The sequence below is a fragment of the Bradyrhizobium lupini genome, from assembly GCF_040939785.1.
Lineage (GTDB): Bacteria > Pseudomonadota > Alphaproteobacteria > Rhizobiales > Xanthobacteraceae > Bradyrhizobium > Bradyrhizobium canariense_D.
Window position 1 is genome coordinate 4,559,386 of sequence record NZ_CP162553.1, and the last position, 16,080, is coordinate 4,575,465.

Sequence of the window (16,080 nt, forward strand, 5' to 3'; positions counted from 1 at the left end):
CTACCAGCGTACCGAACAGGCTCCCCAGCGGAAAGAATTCCACGGCAGAGAAATTGCTCGTGGCCGCGAGCGAGCTGATGATCGAACGCTCCTCGATCGAGATTTCCCTGAGCGACATCGCCCAGAAGTCCGGCGCCAACGCCGCGCTGGTCAAATATCACTTCGGCAACAAGGACGGCCTGCTGCTGGCGCTGCTCGAGCGCGACGCAGGAACGGAACTGTCCAACCTGGAATATCTGCTGGCGCAGCCGATCACGCCGACCGCGAAGCTGAAGCTGCACATCGGCGGCATCATCCGCGCCTATCACCGGTTTCCCTACATGAACCGGTTGATTCACTATCTGCTGCACGAGAGCGTCGCGGGCTCCGCGGACGAAGTCTCGAAATTCTTCGTCGCACCGCTGCTGGATTTCCATCGCCGCCTGCTCGCCGAAGGCGTCAGTCAGGGCGAATTCCGCGCCACCGATCCCGTGCTGTTCTACACCAGCCTGATCGGCGCCTGCGATCATTTGTTCTTCGGCCGGCACGCGATGTCACGCGCGACCGGCGTCGGCCCGGTCACCGACGACGTCTGCCGGCAATATATCAAGCACATGGAAACGCTGATCTGCGGCGGCATTCTCACGAATATCGAGGAAGCCGCCGCGGCCGGATGATCCGGCCAGAACGCAGAAGTCTAGAGAAGAAACGCCCAAGGAAAAGGTTCGAGGAAAGGTACAAGCGATGCAGTTGAAAGACGTAGCCGTTCTCATCACCGGCGGCGGGTCGGGCCTTGGTGCCGCGACCGCCCGCGCCATGGCCGCCAAGGGCGCCAAGATCGGCGTGATCGACCAGAGCAAGGAAAACGCCGAGAAGGTCGCCGCCGAAGTGAAGGGCATCGCGCTTCATGCCGACGTCACCAGCGAGGAGCAGATCAAGGCGGCGATCGCCAATGCGGAAGCCGCGCACGGCGTCGCGCGCGTGCTGATGAACTGCGCCGGCATCGGCGGCTCGCAGCGCATCGTCGGCCGCGATGGAGTCTACCCGCTGGAAAAGTTCGCGCGCATCATCAACGTCAATTTGATCGGCACGTTCAACTGCCTGCGTCTGTTCGCCGAGCGCTTGGTCACGATCGAGCCGGTCGGTGAAGAGCGCGGCGTCATCGTCAACACTGCTTCGGTCGCGGCTTACGAAGGCCAGATCGGCCAGATCGCCTATGCAGCGTCGAAGGGCGGCGTCGTCGGTCTCACGCTGCCGGCCGCGCGCGACCTCGCGAGCCAGAAGATCCGCGTCAACACCATCGCCCCCGGGCTATTTCTGACGCCGCTGCTGATGGGCTTGAACGAAGAGGCCCGCAAGAGCCTCGGTGCCCAGGTGCCGCATCCCGCGCGTCTCGGCGACGCCAATGAATACGGGTCGCTGGCCGTGCACATCGTCGAGAACCCAATGCTCAATGGCGAAACCATTCGCCTCGACGGCGCGATCCGCATGGCGCCGCGGTAGAGCTCTTTTTCCTTCTCTCCTTGTGGGAGAAGGTGGCGCGCTCCTGAGCGCGCCGGATGAGGGGTTCTCTCCACGATCTCACCTGTGGAGGCAGACCCCTCACCCGAGCGAATGCGCGGCGCGTGACGTACATGCCCTCTCCCACAAGGGGAGAGGGCGCAGTAATCGGCACCATCGTTGCGGATGAAGGAAGTCGCGCGCATGTCCCAACCGCTGCTGATCGAGCACAATGACGGCGTCGATACCGTGACGCTCAATCGTCCGGAACACCTCAACGCGCTCGATCCTGCGCTGATCGACGCGCTCAATGTCTACTTCCAGGGCCTCCAGCGCAACCGCGACACGCGCGTCGTGGTGCTGAAGGGCGCTGGCAAGAATTTCTGTGCGGGCCTCGACCTCAAGGCTGCAATGCAGCGTCGTGCCGGGCAGCAGGAGCCGCCTGATGTCACCGAGTCGCTGGATCTGCAGCGACGCATCGCCGACATCGTGATGCTGATGCGGCGCTGTCCGCAGCCGATCCTCGCGCTGGTACAGGGCGCGGCCGCCGGCGGCGGCTTTGCACTCGCGCTCGCCTCCGATATCCGCATCGCGACGAGATCGGCGCGGATGAACTGCGCCTTCATCAAGCTCGGCCTTGGCGGCTGCGACATTGGCACCAGCTATTTCCTGCCACGCCTTGTCGGTGTCTCCGTGGCATCGGAGCTGATCCTCACCGGACGCTTCATCGGGGCCGAACGCGCACTCGCGGTCGGGCTGGTCTCCGAGGTCGTCGACGAGGACAAGCTCGCTGAGGCCGCCGAACCCTATGTCGACGCGATGATCACGGCCTCGCCCGTGGGCCTACGCCTGTCCAAAGAATGTCTCAACATGAGCGTCGATGCCGGATCGCTGGAAGCCGTAATCGCGATGGAGGATCGCAACCAGGTCCTGTGCAGCCGCTCCGAGGAATTTTCGGAAGGCATCAGGGCCTTCCTTGAGAAGCGAAAGCCTGTCTATATCAGGCGCTGACAATGAAGATCCGTAAAGGACGAGAAATTCCGGGAGACGCACTATGAGTGGAAGCGCGGCGGCGGTGATGACGAAACCCACCTTTCGCAAGGTCAAGTGGCTTGCGCGCGACATCGACGTCGAGCGCCGCGACGACGGCACGGTGGTGCTGAAGTCGCGCATCCCGCTGCAGACCTACGAGAAGCATATTCCGGCTTCGCTGGCAAAATGGGCGAAGGAAGCGCCAGAGCGGATCTGGCTTGCCCAGCGCGGTGGCCCGAACCGCGAATGGCGCAAATTGTCCTATGGCGAAGCCAAGCGCACCGTGGATGCGCTGACGCAGGGCCTGCTCAATCTCGCGCTCGATGGCCGCCCGGTCGCGATCCTCTCCGGCAATTCGATCGAGCACGCGTTGATGACGCAGGCCGCGATGCAGGCGCGCGTCCCTGCCGCGCCGGTCTCGCCGGCCTACTCATTGATGAGCCATGATCACGTCACGCTGAAATACCTGTTCGACCTCATCAAGCCCGGCGTGGTGATGGTGCAGGACGGCCCAACCTTCGAGAAGGCGCTGAAAGCGCTCGATCTCACCGGCGTCACCGTCGTTCACGTCTCGCGGCCCTGCGAGGGTATCGAGAGCGTCAGCTTCGCCGAGCTCGCGGCGACAGCCGTGACCGCCGATGTCGAAGTGTCGATCGCGAAGATCACGCCTGAGACCGTCGGCAAACTGCTGTTCACGTCAGGTTCGACCGGCATGCCCAAGGCCGTCATCAACACGCAAGCGATGATGTGCGCCAATGCGGCGATGATGATGCAGGTACGGCCGCGCGATCCCGGCGGTCCGATCTCGACCATGCTGGACTGGATGCCCTGGAACCACACCATGGGCGGCAATGCGGCGTTCCATCCGATCCTGGTCGATGGCGGCACGCTCTATATCGATGACGGCCGGCCGATGCCGGGCCAGTTCGATGAGACGCTGCGCAATCTGCGCGAGATCTCGCCGACCTATTACGCCAACGTCCCCGCGGGCTATGCCGCGCTCGCCGCCGCCATGGAAAAGGACGACGCGCTGTGCCGATCCTTCTTCAAGAACCTCTCGATCATGGCTTATGGCGGCGCGCGACTGCCGGATGATCTCTACGACCGCATGCAGGCCCTCGCCGTGAAGACCACCGGTGAGCGCATCGTGTTCTACACCGGGTGGGGCTCGACCGAGACCGCGCCGACATCGACCGGTACCTATTGGGACACCGAACGCGTCGGCCTGATCGGCCTGCCGTTCCCCGGCGTCGAGTTGAAGATGGTGCCCTGCGGCTCGAAATACGAGCTGCGTCTGCGCGGCGTCAACGTCACGCCGGGCTATTTCGGCCAGCCTGACCTGACGAAGAAGATGTTCGACGAGGAAGGCTTTTATTGCATCGGCGACGCCGGAATCTTCGTCGACGACACCGATCCGGTGAAGGGCATCATCTTTGCCGGGCGCGTCGTCGAGGATTTCAAGCTGACCACCGGCACCTTCGTCCATGTCGGTTCGCTCCGTACGGATGCGATCGCCGCCGCGACGCCCGTCGTGCATGACGCGCTGGTCGCGGGGCAGGATCGTGCCTTCATCGGCCTGCTGGCGTGGCCGAACCTGCATGCCTGCCGCCAGCTCGTCGGCAATCCCGATCTCAGCTTCGAGGATGCAGTGAAGCATCCCGAGGTGATCGCTTGCTTCAGGCGCGGGCTGGAGGCTCACAACAAGGAGTGCGAAGGCGCCAGCAGCCGTATCATCGCGCGCGCCATGCTGATGGCGGAACCGCCATCGATCGACGGTAACGAGCTCACCGACAAGGGTTACATCAACCAGCGCGCCGGCCTGGAGCGCCGCGCCGGGCTGGTGGAGCGCCTTTATGCGGAGAATCCTGATCGGGACGTCATCATTCTCAAGTAATCGACATCATCAACACGGGTACGCGCCATGAACTTCGATTTCTCCGACGACCAGAAGCAGCTCCGCGACCAGGCGCGCAAATTCCTCACCGAGAAGTGCCCACCGAAGGCGGTGCGCGCAGTTCTCGACGGCAAGGCGCCGTACGACAAGGACCTGTGGAAAGGCCTCGCCGAGATGGGTTTTCTCGGTGTCGCAATCCCGGAGGAATTCGGCGGCGCGGGCGCCGGTCATCTCGAACTTTGCGTGATCGCCGAAGAAATGGGCCGGGCGAACGCGCCGGTGCCGTTTTCCTCCACCGTCTATCTGGCTGCCGAGGCGCTGCTGATCGCCGGCAGTGACGCGCAGAAGAAGAAATGGTTGCTGGCGATTGCCTCGGGCGAGGCGATCGGAACGCTGGCGCTGTTCGAGGGAAAAGGCAATCCGTCACCGAAGACCATCAAGCTGACGGCTGCGAATGGCATGCTCAACGGTGTCAAGAAGCCGGTCGCCGATGGCGCGATCGCGGACTTCGCGGTGGTCGCGGCACGCACGGGATCGAGCGGGCGCGACGGCGACATCTCCTTGTTCATTGTCGATCTCAGGGCCGGCGGAGTCGAGGTGAAAAGCCTGACCAATCTCGATCCGACCCGCGGACAGGCCGAGATCACTTTCAGGGATTGCAAGGCCGAGCCGCTGGGCGCGGCCGGCGAAGGCTGGAGCATCTTGACTCAAGTGCTCGATCGCGCCGCGGTGCTCTGCGCATTCGAGCAGGTGGGCGGCTCCGACCGCGCGCTGGAGATGGGCCGCGACTACGCGCTCGACCGCATCGCCTTCGGGCGACAGATCGGCTCGTTCCAGGCCGTCAAGCACATGCTGGCGGACATGTACGTGTCGGCGACGCTGGCGCGTTCCAACAGCTATTACGGCGCCTGGGCGCTCTCGACCAACGCCGCGGAGCTGCCGGAAGCCGCCGCCGCGGCCCGCATCAGCGCGACGCAGGCGTTCCAGCACTGCGCCAAGAACAACATCCAGGTTCACGGCGGCATGGGTTTCACCTGGGAGTTCGACTGCCACATGTACTACCGCCGCGCCAACGCGATGGCGCTCGGGCTCGGCAGCCTGTCCTATTGGGAAGACCAGTTGATCGACCGCATGCGCAAGAAGAACGCGGCGTAGGCGAAAGGCAACGTCATGAACTTCGACGACACTCTGCAAGAAGCCGAATTTCGCGCCACGGCTCGCGCCTGGATCGCGGCAAATGCGCCCAAGCAGTACGAGGAGGAGCTTCGCAAGTCCTCGCTCGGCCGCACGCAATTGAAGAACGCCAACATTCTGGAAGTGGCAAAGGCCTGGCAGAAGAAGAAGGCAGATGCCGGCTGGGCCTGCCTGCATTGGCCGAAGGAGTATGGTGGCCGCGGTTCGTCGCCGATCGAACGTGTGATCTGGCAGCAGGAAGAAGGGCCGTTCGGCCAGCTATCCCGCATGTTCATCATCGGCCACGGCATGTGCGGGCCGACCATGATGGCGTTCGCGCGCGAGGAGCATAAGCGCGCCTATTTGCCGCCACTCGCCTCCGGCGAAAAGGTCTGGTGCCAGCTGTTCTCCGAGCCCGCCGGCGGCTCCGACGTTGCGGGCCTACGCACGCGCGCCGAGAAGGATGGCGATGACTGGGTGATCAACGGCCAGAAGATCTGGACGTCGGGCGCGCACTATTCCGATTACGGCATTCTGCTCACCCGCACCGATCCGACCGTGCCCAAGCACAAGGGCCTTACCATGTTCTTCCTGGACATGAAGAGCCCTGGCGTCGAGGTGCGGCCGATCAAGCAGGCGAGCGGCGCTTCCGACTTCAACGAAGTCTATTTCACCAACGTCCGCATTCCCGATCACCAGCGCCTCGGCGAGGTCGGTGACGGCTGGAACGTCTCGCTGACCACGCTGATGAACGAGCGCAGCGCGATCGGCGCGGCCGTCTCGACCGGCTTCCCCGAGCTGTTCGAATATTGCTCCAGCCTGATGCTGGACGATGGCCCGGCAATCGAGGACCGCGCGGTGCGCGCGAAGCTGGCGAGCTGGGCGGCGAAAGCGAGCGGACTGAAATACACCAGCATGCGCGCGATCTCGGCGCTGTCGAAGGGCGAGCGTCCGGGACCGGAGAACTCCATTGGCAAGCTGGTCGCGGGCTCCATGATCCAGGATGTCGCGACCTATGCGCTGGATCTGCAAGGCGCCGCCGGTGTGATCAGCGGTGCCGAAGATTCCGAACTCGCCGGCCGCTTCCAGGCGATGCTGCTGCGCGCGCCGGGAACCCGTGTCGAAGGCGGCACTGACGAGATCATGCGCAACATCATCGCCGAGCGGGTGCTGGGCCTGCCCGGCGACATCCGTGTCGACAAGGACGTGCCGTTCAACAGGATCCTGACGAAGGGAAGAGGCTGATGATCCTCATCCTGAGGAGCCGCGGAGCGCGGCGTCTCGAAGGATGCAGGCCCAACTGGGGCCTCGTGGGTCGAGACGGCGCTGCGCGCCACTCACCATGAGGGACTAAGACAGAGCAAGAACGAAGAGGTCCGCCATGAATTTCGACGACACCCCGCAGGAAGCCGCCTTCCGCGAGACCGCGCGCAAATGGGTCGAGGCCAACGCGCCGAAGGAGTTTTTGGCTGAGCTGTCAAAATCCTCGCTCGGCCGCATCCGGCTGGCCAACCACGACATCGTCGATGTCGGCAAGGCCTGGCAGAAGAAGAAGGCCGAAGGCAATTGGGCCTGCCTGCATTGGCCCAAGGAATATGGCGGCCGCGGTGCGACGCCGATCGAGCGCGTGATCTGGCAGCAGGAGGAAGGCGTCTATGGCAAGCTGACGCAGCCGTTCCAGATCGGCGAGGGCATGTGCGGGCCAACCGTGATGGCTTTTGGCAGCGAGGAGGCCAAGCGGCGCCATTTGCCGAAGCTGGCCGCGGGCGAGGAGATCTGGTGCCAGCTGTTCTCCGAGCCATCAGCGGGCTCTGACGTCGCGGGCTTGCGCACGCGCGCGGAGAAGAAGGGCGACAATTGGGTCGTCAACGGCCAGAAGATCTGGACCTCGGGTGCGCACTATTCCGACTACGGACTTTTGATCGCGCGCACCGATCCCAATGTGCCCAAGCACAAAGGTCTCACCATGTTCTTCCTGGACATGAAGAGCCCCGGCGTCGAGGTGCGCCCGATCAAGCAGGCCAACGGCATGCAGGAGTTCAACGAGGTCTATTTCACCGACGTCGTCATTCCCGACAGCCAGCGTCTTGGCGCCATCGGCGAGGGCTGGAGCGTGTCGCTGACCACGCTGATGAACGAGCGCATGTCGATCGGCTCGCGGCTTGCGACCGGCGTCCCGGAGATGTTCGAGTTCTGCTCCAACCTGATGCTGGAGGATGGCCTCGCCATCGACGATCCCGCCGTGCGCTCAAAACTCGCGAGCTGGGCGGTGAAGTCGAGCGGGCTGAAATACACCAGCTACCGCGCGATCTCGGCGCTGTCCAAGGGCGAGCGGCCGGGACCGGAAAATTCGATCGGCAAGCTCGTCTCCGGCATGATGCTACAGGACATCGCGACCTATGCCATGGACCTCCAGGGCGCGGCCGGCGTTCTCACCGGCACGGACGAGGAGACCGTGCAGGGCCAGTTCCAGCAGATGCTGCTGTCCTCGCCTTCGATGCGCATCGCGGGCGGCACCGACGAGATCTTGCGCAACATCATCGCCGAGCGCGTGCTGGGATTGCCGGGCGACATCCGCGTGGACAAGGACGTGCCGTACAACAAGATTCCGACCAAGGGGCGTTGACATCTCGTGTCCCGGACGCGCGAAGCGCGAGCCGGGACCCAGGAGCCGTAACAGACAGGCCACAATGGGCCCCGCCTCAGCGCCGCATCACTTCGTGCTGCGTCGCGTCCGGGGCACGAAAGCGAGCTTAAGCAATGGACGCTGCAGTCAATCATAACAACCGCATCGGCGTGCTCGAAGAGCTGCTCAACGAGCGCTACTCGGTGCGCGCCTTCCTGGCCAAGGAAGTCGATCGCGCGACGATCGAGCACGTGCTGACCACCGCGCAGCGCACGGCGTCCTGGTGCAACAGCCAGCCCTGGCAGGTCGTCATCGCCAGCGGCGAGGCCAAGGAGCGTTTCCGCAAGCTGATCTACAAGGAGGCTTCGGGCGGGCTCGGGGACGACTATGATTTCACGCCGCCGCGCGAATATCTCGGCGCCTATCTCGAACGCCGCCGCGAGAGCGGTTTTCAGCTCTACAACACGCTCGGCATCGCGCGCGGAGACAAGATGGCCTATGCCAAGCAGGCGCTGGAGAACTACAATTTCTTCGGCGCGCCGCATGTGGCCGTCATCCATACCGACGAGCCGCTCGGCATCTACGGTGCGATCGATTGCGGCGCCTATGTCTCGAACTTCATGCTGGCCGCGCAGGCGCTCGGGCTCGGCACAATTCCGCAGGCGGCGCTCGCGCGCCACTCCGGCCTGATCCGCCGCCATTTCAATTTGCCTGATGATCGCCGCATCGTTTGCGGTATCTCGTTCGGCTATGCCGACAATGCCCACAAGGTCAACAGCTACCGGACGTCGCGTGCGAGCCTGGCCGAGACCGTGACCTTCGTGGACGAGTGATCGAGGCGATGCACGCTCCGTATTGGACGTGATCCCGTTCGCGCGAAAAGACGGCCGCGGATGCGGCCGCCTTCATCGCGGTCTCAGTTCGATTGACGCCGGCCGTCAGCCGCCGCTGCCGCCGATCACGGCGCGAATGGTCTCGTCGGGCCCGAAATCCTCGGCGCCGTCGACATAGAGCAGCGCCGCGAGCTTGGAGCGCGCACGGTTGACGCGGCTCTTGATCGTGCCGACTGCGCAGCCGCAGATCGAAGCCGCGTCCTCATAGGAGAAGCCGGAGGCGCCGACGAGGATCAGCGCTTCACGCTGGTCCTGCGGAAGCTTGTCGAGCGCCGTGCGGAATTCCTCGAACTCAAGATGGGCGTTCTGCGAGGGCTGCGTCTTCAGCGTCTTAGCATAATTGCCTTCGGCATCCTCGACTTCCCGCCGCCGCTTGCGATAGTCGGAGCGGAACAGGTTGCGCAGGATCGTGAACAGCCATGCCGGCAGATTGGAGCCGGGCTGGAACGAGTCGATGTTGGCGAGCGCCCGCAACAGCGTCTCCTGGACCAGATCGTCGGCGCGGTCCGCATTGCCGCTGAGCGAGATGGCAAACGCGCGCAGACTGGGCACGGCCGCCAGGATGTCGTTACGCAGGGAATCCGTGAGAGGCATCAATCCCTCCCATTGTTGTCGTTAGAGCCGCCACCATTTTCCACTTGGGGGGTCGCTCCCGGCGCATCAAGTTTCTTGATCAGTTCCGCGAACCGGTCCGGAACCCCCTGCCGCACCACGTCGTCGTACATGGCGCGCAGCTGGTGCCCGATCCGGGACTGGATCTCCGGAGTGAGCCCTCCCTTGCCGGGGGTCGTGCTTTTGCTGGCTTGAGACTTGAGATCTTTCATGACCTGTTCCACGTTTCCCCGAGTTAAGTAACTGTAAAATCGAGAAGTTCTCTCAACCGGGAGCCGTTCCCTGGATAGGCTCAATGCGAGCTGCGAGAAAAAGTTCCGCCCCCATGCGGAACTTTTCTCAGGCTGAGGCGTAATCAGCCCAGCAGGGGAACCCGGGCCCCCCGCCTAACGCCTGCACGTCAAGGTCGGCCCGATGATGATATGGAGTGGGGATGTCCCGTTCACAGCTTGTTGCTGAACACTTGCCGTTGTTGCGCCGGTACGCACGCGCCCTGACCGGCAGCCAGTCCTCCGGTGACGCCTATGTCGCAGCCATGTTGGAAGCCATGCTGGGAGATCCGTCGGTGCTCGACGAGAGCCACGGGCCGCGCGCCGGCCTGTTCCGGCTGTTCACCCAAATCTGGAATTCCGTTTCCGTCAACGACGATTCGAGGTGACGAACCTGCCGATGCCGCCGGAGCGGCGGCTGTCCAACATCACGCCCTTGCCGCGGCAAGCCTTCCTGCTGCTCTCGCTCGAGGGATTTTCGGAAGAAGAGGTCGGCTACATTCTCGGCACCGACGTCGGTGAGACGCGCCGGCTTGCGGATGCCGCAGGGCGTGAGATGGCAGCCGAGATCGCCACCGACGTGCTGATCATCGAGGATGAGACCTTCATCGCCATGGATCTCGAGAGCCTGGTGAAGAACCTCGGCCACAATGTCGTCGGCGTCGCCCGCACCCACGCCGATGCGGTCGCGCTGGCAAAGAACAAGCGACCGGGCCTGATCCTCGCCGACATCCAGCTCGCCGACGGCTCGTCGGGCCTCGACGCCGTCAACGAGCTGCTCCGCACCTTCGAGGTGCCGGTGGTGTTCATCACCGCATACCCCGAGCGCTTCCTCACCGGCGAGCGACCGGAGCCGGCCTTCCTGATCTCGAAACCGTTCCAGCCGGCGATGGTGTCGGCGGTGGCGAGCCAGGCGCTGTTCTTCCAGCGCAACTCCCGCAACCGCGCGCCGAAGGTACCGGCGGCGTAACGAAGGCGCCAGCGCCCGGCATTTTGACGAAATCCGATCCGGCGTGCCGCAAGGTGCGCCGGATTTTTGTTGATCCGGTTGTCACGCTTGACGGCCATCGAATTCGCCGCTCATACCTCGCGCAGCGGCCGTTGCAGCCGCGGTGCCATCGGAGACGTGTTCATGGACCAGCAACTCCTCGATCGCCTCGCCATCCGCGACCTCGTCGAGAACTGGGCGGTGTGGCGCGATGCCGGCGATTGGGAGCGCTTTGCCACCGTCTGGCACGAGGAAGGCTGGATGTCCGCCACCTGGTTTCAGGGGCCGGCGCGGGATTTCATGCGGGTCAGCCAGGAGGGGTTCGCCAAGGGCGTGCGCATCCTGCATTTCCTCGGTGGCTGCAGCATCGATCTCGAGGGGGCGCGCGCCATCGCGCAGACCAAGATGACCATCTCGCAGCGCGCACCGGTGCACGACGTGCCCTGCGACGTCGTCTGCACCGGGCGCTTCTACGATTTCCTGGAGAAGCGGCAGGGAAAATGGGGCATCGTCCGCCGCCAGCCGATCTACGAGAAGGACCGGATCGACCCGGTTGATCCCTCCGCGACGCTTCAGCTCGACCAGAAAGCCCTTGCCGCGCTGCCCGAAGGCTACCGCCACCTCGCCTACATGCAGGAGCTGATCGGCTACAAGGTCAAGCGCGACATGCCAGGCCTCACCGGGCCCGAGGTTGAGAAGCTCTATGCGGAGGGGCGGGAGTGGCTTGCGGGGAAGGCGAACTGAACGCCAGACAAAAGTAAGGCGCGACTGGCATCACCACAGTCGCGCCCTACGTCGCCGGCTTATGGGGCAGGGGGGAATAGCCGGCTGTTGATACGACTCCCGTCCCTGAAAGTCGTTCCAGGGGGTTGCAAAATTTTTCGTGGGGCCATCCTTTTCGCACCCTGCCTTTTCGCACACGGTTAAGTGATCTTAACGCCTGAGAACTCTGGGTCCTCTCCTCGCGTTGTTCCCGCGATCGCCATGGGGCGAGGGACCGACAGCCATGTCACAGATTCAAAAGGTATTTTTAGGCGCCGTCGCGATCGCCGCGACGCTTGGCGCCGTCCAGGTCGGCGCCGTGCAGCTGGCCTCCGGCCATGATCCGGCCGACCGCTGGCAGGCGGTCGCTGACAAGCCGGGCCATAACGTCAATCGCTCCAGCAAAGCGGACCGGCTGGCCGACATCAAGCAGGCTGAGGTTCCGACCCGCACCGTGTCGATGCGGCTGAACGATCTGGCCGACACGTCGGTGCTGCTGCGGGTCCCCGCGGTGATCGAGACCGGCAACGCCAAGCCGCCGGTGTTGCTCCCGGACCAGAAGCAGAGCCGCAAAAAGCCGACGATCGCCTGCGAGCCGATGGTCAGCTCCCTGACCGAGGTCGCAAAGCTGCTCCAACCCGGCCGCTGTGTGACTTGATCGGCTTTGGCCACGGACAAGTCGCCCTCCGCCCGGAGGGCGATTGCTGACGTCTACTTGATCCCCTGCCCCCTCGCGTTATATCCCGGGTTTCTTCCTCTTTGGATTGACCGGGTAAACGCATGACGACGTCAGACACGGCTGTGCATACGCAGCCCTTCCAGGCCGAGGTTTCCGAGCTTCTGCACCTGATGGTGCATTCCGTCTATTCCGAGACCGATATCTTCCTGCGCGAGCTCGTCTCCAATGCCTCTGACGCCTGCGACAAGCTGCGCTATGAGGCCATCGCGAATCCGGCGCTGCTGGGCGAAGGCGACGCGCTCAAGATCCGGATCATTCCGAACAAGACGGCCGGAACGCTTGCGATCGCCGACAATGGCATTGGCATGGAGCGGCAGGAGCTGATCGACCACCTCGGCACCATCGCCCGCTCGGGCACCAAGGCCTTCGTGTCGAAGCTCAAGGAGGCCAAGGATGGTCTCGGCCTGATCGGCCAGTTCGGCGTCGGCTTCTATTCCGCCTTCATGGTAGCCGACAAGATCGTCGTGGTGAGCCGCCGCGCCGGCGAGAGCGACGTCTGGACCTGGACGTCCTCGGGCGGCTCGGGCTTCGAGATCGCGCGTGCCAGCGAGGAGGATGCGGGCCGCGTGCAGCGCGGCACCGAGATCGTCCTGCATCTCAAGGACGATGCGAAGAAATATCTCGAAGCTTACGAGATCGAACGTATCGTCGGCGCTTATTCCGACAACATCCTCTTCCCCATCGAGCTCGTGCCTGAAGGGGGCGAACCGCGTCAGATCAATTCTGCGAGCGCGCTGTGGCAGCGCTCGAAATCCGAGCTCACGCCGGAAGACTACAAGAAGTCCTATCAGCAGATCGCCTCCGCCTTCGACGATCCCGCGATGACGCTGCATTATCGCGCGGAGGGACGTTACTCCTACGCCGTGCTGCTGTTCGCGCCCTCGACGAAGCCGTTCGACCTGTTCGAACCGAACCGCAAGGGGCGCGTCAAGCTCTATGTCCGCCGCGTGTTCATCACTGACGATGCCGATCTGCTGCCGGGCTATCTCCGCTTCATCCGCGGCGTCGTCGACAGCGAGGATCTCCCGCTCAACATTTCCCGCGAGATGCTTCAGAACAATCCGCAGCTCGCGCAGATCCGCAAGGCCGTGGCGACCCGCGTGCTGTCCGAGCTCGAAAGCCTGGCGGAGAAGGATCCGGAGAACTTCGCGAAGATCTGGGAGGCCTTCGGCGCGGTGCTGAAGGAAGGTATCTACGAGGATTTCGAACGCCGAGAAAAGCTGCTCGCGCTGTCGCGTTTCACCACGACCTCGGGCGAGAAGCGCTCGCTCAAGGACGTCGTCGCCGGTTTCAAGCCGAACCAGACCGAGATCTATTATCTCGTCGGCGACAGCATCGACCGGCTGAAGTCGAACCCCCGGCTCGAGGCGGCGACTGCGCGCGGCATCGAAGTTCTGCTGCTGTCCGATCCCGTCGACGCCTTCTGGACCTCGATGCCCTCGGAATTCGACGGCAAGCCGCTGAAGTCGCTGAGCCAGGGCGATCTCAATCTCGACCTGATCCCGCGCGTCGACGAAGCCGACGAGGCGAAAAAGGACGAGCCGCCCGCCGACGAGGCCGCCACCATCGCGGTGATCAAGGCCGCGCTCGGCGAGCGCGTCAGCGACGTCAAGGCCTCGACGCGTCTTACCAGCTCCGCGTCCTGCCTCGTCGCCGACAGCCAGGGCCCGAGCCGCGAGCTCGAGCGCATCCTGTCTCAGCAGAACCGTGGCATGCGCACCAAGCCGATCCTTGAGATCAACCTGCGCCATCCGCTGGTGACGGCGATCACGAAGGCTCAGGCCGGCTCCAAGACGGTTGACGATCTCAGCCTGCTCCTGCTCGAACAGGCGCAGATCCTGGACGGCGAGCTGCCGGAGGACCCTGCGGCGTTTGCGGCAAGGTTGAACCGGCTGGTGTTGCAAGGGCTCGGCGCGTAGCGGGCGCAGTGCACCGCACTCACCTTGCCGTCAACTGCGCGCAGGAACGGTCGCCTCTGCCATGGTGTTATGCCATACGAGGTAGCCGGTATCCGGGCCGCCGACATGACAGATTCGAGGATTTCTCCATGCGTTTGCCGATCCTGACCCTGACCGCAATTGCCACGCTGTTCGTGGCGGCAGATGCCAGCGCCCAGACCTACGATCCGCGTTACCCGGTGTGCATGCACGTCTATACGCCCGGTAGTTTTGGTGGGGGCGGCGGCGATTATTTCGATTGCTCCTTCACCTCGCTGCCGCAGTGCCGCGCCACGGCCTCGGGCCGCTCGGCAAGCTGCGACGTCAATCCCTACTATGCGTTCGACCAACCCCCGCCGCCGCCGCGCCGGCGCCACAAGAACGTGCACTAGCGGTCCGCAACGGCCTTCAGGGGGAATTTTCATGCATCGCTTGTTCGGACTGATCATGACCGTCGGTGCCCTGCTCACGGCCGCGCCGTCGCATGCACAGACCTTCGATCCGCGCTATCCCGTCTGCATGCACGTCTATTCCGGTGCAAACGGCGGTGGCGGGGAGTGGTACGATTGCTCCTTCACCTCAGTGCCGCAGTGCCGAGCTACGGCTTCCGGCCGCTCCGCCAGCTGCGATCTCAATCCGTATTATCCGTTCAACGCACCCCCGCAGCGCTTGCGCCATCAGCGAGGCGGCTAGGGCCCACCGCCCGTTCGGCCGTCAATCAGACGGAGTATGCAGGGCTAGCTGCCGTGGGGCGCCTCGTTGGCCGCGGTGACGATCGCGTCGGTCAACTGCCAGGTCATCTTGTCCGTGGTCCAGTCGCTTGCGTGCAGCCTGCTGTCGTCGCCCGGGTCGACGATGCGGTCGAACGAAATTCTTGCAACATCGTGCCAGCCCTTCATCAGCGCGAAGCGGCGAAAGACGTTGACCCGCTTTGCATGCGCGATCTCGCTGATCGCTGCGACCATCGCGTTCGCCTTGTCGGCCTTGGCCGGCGTCAGCACCGCCGGCACATATTGCAGGTCCATTAGGATGACGTCGATCCCTCCGTCCACAAGCAGCTGATCGACGCCGTCAGCGATGGCCCTCCTGGTCTCGTCGAAGGTCGGTGGATTCTGATCGGCGGATTGCCACACCGCATTGGTGCCGACCTGCCAGATCACGAGATCCGGCTTCTGGTCGAAGACGTCGTGCTTGAACCGCAAAAGCTCCTTGGGAGCCTCTTCGCCGCCGACGCCCCGGTTGATGACATCGATCCCGGGCTTCGGAAATATGCTCCGAAGGTCCGCCAGCAATCGTTGCGGATAGGGCGCGATGCCTCCTTCGCCCGCCGTGGTCGACGAGCCGATCGCGACCACCTTGACCTGTCCGCGCCTCAGGCCATTGGCAAAATTGGTCAGCGGCTGCTCGAACGGCGCGGCCTGGACGGGAAATTCAGACGAGCCGAGAGCCACAGGTCGTCTCCCTTTCGCAACCGGGACAATGCAGGGTCAAAAAGGCTAACCCGTTTGCCCGGAGCCGCCTAGCCTCACGCCCCGACAACTGGCTTTGCTATTGCAAGAACTGCCAGGCGGCGCACCTCGATCGCCTCCGGTTTGGTAAAGGATCACTAGAGTTAATCGTGCACTAACCCGGTTTTACCTTGTCTCTTAACATCTGGGCAGGGCGTGCGAGCTAAG

Annotated in this window: 16 protein-coding genes and 1 pseudogene; 14 read left to right on the forward strand and 3 right to left on the reverse strand. The window is 63.8% G+C overall.

Annotated features, from left to right (window positions below; translation table 11 throughout):
- The first annotated feature begins 53 nt into the window (after positions 1-53).
- The 8 genes from AB3L03_RS21545 to AB3L03_RS21580 all read left to right on the forward strand — a co-directional run bounded on the left by AB3L03_RS21545 (position 54) and on the right by AB3L03_RS21580 (position 9,037).
- Positions 54-656 (forward strand): TetR family transcriptional regulator, encoded by a 603-nt coding sequence (locus tag AB3L03_RS21545; protein WP_018453285.1) that lies wholly within the window; start codon positions 54-56, stop codon positions 654-656.
- A gap of 67 nt (positions 657-723) precedes the next feature.
- Positions 724-1,482: an SDR family NAD(P)-dependent oxidoreductase gene (locus tag AB3L03_RS21550; protein WP_018453286.1), complete on the forward strand. Its 759-nt coding sequence runs from the start codon at positions 724-726 to the stop codon at positions 1,480-1,482.
- A 201-nt stretch (positions 1,483-1,683) separates the two neighbouring features.
- Complete coding sequence (locus AB3L03_RS21555; RefSeq protein WP_368507011.1) at positions 1,684-2,490, forward strand: enoyl-CoA hydratase/isomerase family protein; 807 nt, start codon at positions 1,684-1,686, stop codon at positions 2,488-2,490.
- A 43-nt stretch (positions 2,491-2,533) separates the two neighbouring features.
- Positions 2,534-4,405, forward strand: coding sequence for an AMP-binding protein (locus tag AB3L03_RS21560; protein ID WP_368507012.1), 1,872 nt, complete (start codon positions 2,534-2,536; stop codon positions 4,403-4,405).
- Positions 4,406-4,432: 27 nt separating this feature from the next.
- Complete coding sequence (locus AB3L03_RS21565) at positions 4,433-5,560, forward strand: acyl-CoA dehydrogenase family protein (RefSeq protein WP_204512454.1); 1,128 nt, start codon at positions 4,433-4,435, stop codon at positions 5,558-5,560.
- A gap of 15 nt (positions 5,561-5,575) precedes the next feature.
- The gene (locus AB3L03_RS21570; protein WP_018453290.1) at positions 5,576-6,823 is read left to right on the forward strand and encodes an acyl-CoA dehydrogenase; all 1,248 of its coding nucleotides are present in this window, start codon (positions 5,576-5,578) and stop codon (positions 6,821-6,823) included.
- A gap of 136 nt (positions 6,824-6,959) precedes the next feature.
- Positions 6,960-8,204 carry an acyl-CoA dehydrogenase gene (locus AB3L03_RS21575; RefSeq protein ID WP_018453291.1) on the forward strand — a complete coding sequence of 415 codons (1,245 nt, stop codon included), beginning with the start codon at positions 6,960-6,962 and terminating at the stop codon, positions 8,202-8,204.
- Between the two features lie 134 nt (positions 8,205-8,338).
- Positions 8,339-9,037 (forward strand): nitroreductase, encoded by a 699-nt coding sequence (locus tag AB3L03_RS21580; protein WP_204512453.1) that lies wholly within the window; start codon positions 8,339-8,341, stop codon positions 9,035-9,037.
- Between the two features lie 105 nt (positions 9,038-9,142).
- On the opposite strand, the gene AB3L03_RS21585 is transcribed toward AB3L03_RS21580, so the two are convergent.
- Positions 9,143-9,691, reverse strand: coding sequence for a sigma-70 family RNA polymerase sigma factor (locus AB3L03_RS21585; RefSeq protein ID WP_007597240.1), 549 nt, complete (start codon positions 9,689-9,691; stop codon positions 9,143-9,145).
- Entirely contained in the window at positions 9,691-9,921 is a 231-nt protein-coding gene (locus tag AB3L03_RS21590; protein ID WP_026232505.1) for a NepR family anti-sigma factor, read from the reverse strand. The genes AB3L03_RS21585 and AB3L03_RS21590 overlap by 1 nt, the downstream gene beginning before the upstream one ends.
- Before the next feature lie 221 nt (positions 9,922-10,142).
- On the opposite strand from AB3L03_RS21590, the pseudogene AB3L03_RS21595 reads away from it, so the two are divergent.
- The 6 genes and pseudogenes from AB3L03_RS21595 to AB3L03_RS21620 all read left to right on the forward strand — a co-directional run bounded on the left by AB3L03_RS21595 (position 10,143) and on the right by AB3L03_RS21620 (position 15,097).
- Positions 10,143-10,948: pseudogene (locus tag AB3L03_RS21595) on the forward strand (response regulator).
- A gap of 162 nt (positions 10,949-11,110) precedes the next feature.
- Positions 11,111-11,710 (forward strand): nuclear transport factor 2 family protein, encoded by a 600-nt coding sequence (locus tag AB3L03_RS21600; protein WP_026232506.1) that lies wholly within the window; start codon positions 11,111-11,113, stop codon positions 11,708-11,710.
- Positions 11,711-11,972: 262 nt separating this feature from the next.
- Entirely contained in the window at positions 11,973-12,386 is a 414-nt protein-coding gene (locus AB3L03_RS21605) for a hypothetical protein (RefSeq protein WP_018453296.1), read from the forward strand.
- A gap of 122 nt (positions 12,387-12,508) precedes the next feature.
- A complete protein-coding gene (gene htpG / locus AB3L03_RS21610) occupies positions 12,509-14,386 on the forward strand; it encodes a molecular chaperone HtpG (protein ID WP_204512451.1) in 1,878 nt (625 codons plus the stop codon).
- A gap of 128 nt (positions 14,387-14,514) precedes the next feature.
- Positions 14,515-14,796, forward strand: a complete 282-nt coding sequence (locus AB3L03_RS21615; protein WP_018453298.1) for a DUF3551 domain-containing protein — start codon at positions 14,515-14,517, stop codon at positions 14,794-14,796.
- Positions 14,797-14,827: 31 nt separating this feature from the next.
- On the forward strand, positions 14,828-15,097 hold the full coding sequence (locus tag AB3L03_RS21620) for a DUF3551 domain-containing protein (protein WP_007597230.1): 270 nt from the start codon (positions 14,828-14,830) through the stop codon (positions 15,095-15,097).
- A 44-nt stretch (positions 15,098-15,141) separates the two neighbouring features.
- Here the strand turns inward: AB3L03_RS21620 and AB3L03_RS21625 are convergent, their stop codons facing one another.
- Positions 15,142-15,855, reverse strand: coding sequence for an SGNH/GDSL hydrolase family protein (locus AB3L03_RS21625; RefSeq protein WP_204512450.1), 714 nt, complete (start codon positions 15,853-15,855; stop codon positions 15,142-15,144).
- Between the last annotated feature and the right edge of the window lie 225 nt (positions 15,856-16,080).

Excerpts from the sequence above, each read along its gene's own strand:
- AB3L03_RS21560 (WP_368507012.1), top strand. The coding sequence starts at position 2,534 with ATGAGTGGAAGCGCGGCGGCGGTGATGACGAAACCCACCTTTCGCAAG.
- AB3L03_RS21565 (WP_204512454.1), top strand. The coding sequence starts at position 4,433 with ATGAACTTCGATTTCTCCGACGACCAGAAGCAGCTCCGCGACCAGGCG.
- AB3L03_RS21550 (WP_018453286.1), top strand. The coding sequence starts at position 724 with ATGCAGTTGAAAGACGTAGCCGTTCTCATCACCGGCGGCGGGTCGGGC.
- AB3L03_RS21620 (WP_007597230.1), top strand. The coding sequence starts at position 14,828 with ATGCATCGCTTGTTCGGACTGATCATGACCGTCGGTGCCCTGCTCACG.
- AB3L03_RS21590 (WP_026232505.1), bottom strand. The coding sequence starts at position 9,921 with ATGAAAGATCTCAAGTCTCAAGCCAGCAAAAGCACGACCCCCGGCAAG.
- AB3L03_RS21600 (WP_026232506.1), top strand. The coding sequence starts at position 11,111 with ATGGACCAGCAACTCCTCGATCGCCTCGCCATCCGCGACCTCGTCGAG.
- AB3L03_RS21555 (WP_368507011.1), top strand. The coding sequence starts at position 1,684 with ATGTCCCAACCGCTGCTGATCGAGCACAATGACGGCGTCGATACCGTG.
- AB3L03_RS21570 (WP_018453290.1), top strand. The coding sequence starts at position 5,576 with ATGAACTTCGACGACACTCTGCAAGAAGCCGAATTTCGCGCCACGGCT.
- AB3L03_RS21585 (WP_007597240.1), bottom strand. The coding sequence starts at position 9,691 with ATGCCTCTCACGGATTCCCTGCGTAACGACATCCTGGCGGCCGTGCCC.
- htpG (WP_204512451.1), top strand. The coding sequence starts at position 12,509 with ATGACGACGTCAGACACGGCTGTGCATACGCAGCCCTTCCAGGCCGAG.
- AB3L03_RS21615 (WP_018453298.1), top strand. The coding sequence starts at position 14,515 with ATGCGTTTGCCGATCCTGACCCTGACCGCAATTGCCACGCTGTTCGTG.
- AB3L03_RS21605 (WP_018453296.1), top strand. The coding sequence starts at position 11,973 with ATGTCACAGATTCAAAAGGTATTTTTAGGCGCCGTCGCGATCGCCGCG.
- AB3L03_RS21575 (WP_018453291.1), top strand. The coding sequence starts at position 6,960 with ATGAATTTCGACGACACCCCGCAGGAAGCCGCCTTCCGCGAGACCGCG.
- AB3L03_RS21580 (WP_204512453.1), top strand. The coding sequence starts at position 8,339 with ATGGACGCTGCAGTCAATCATAACAACCGCATCGGCGTGCTCGAAGAG.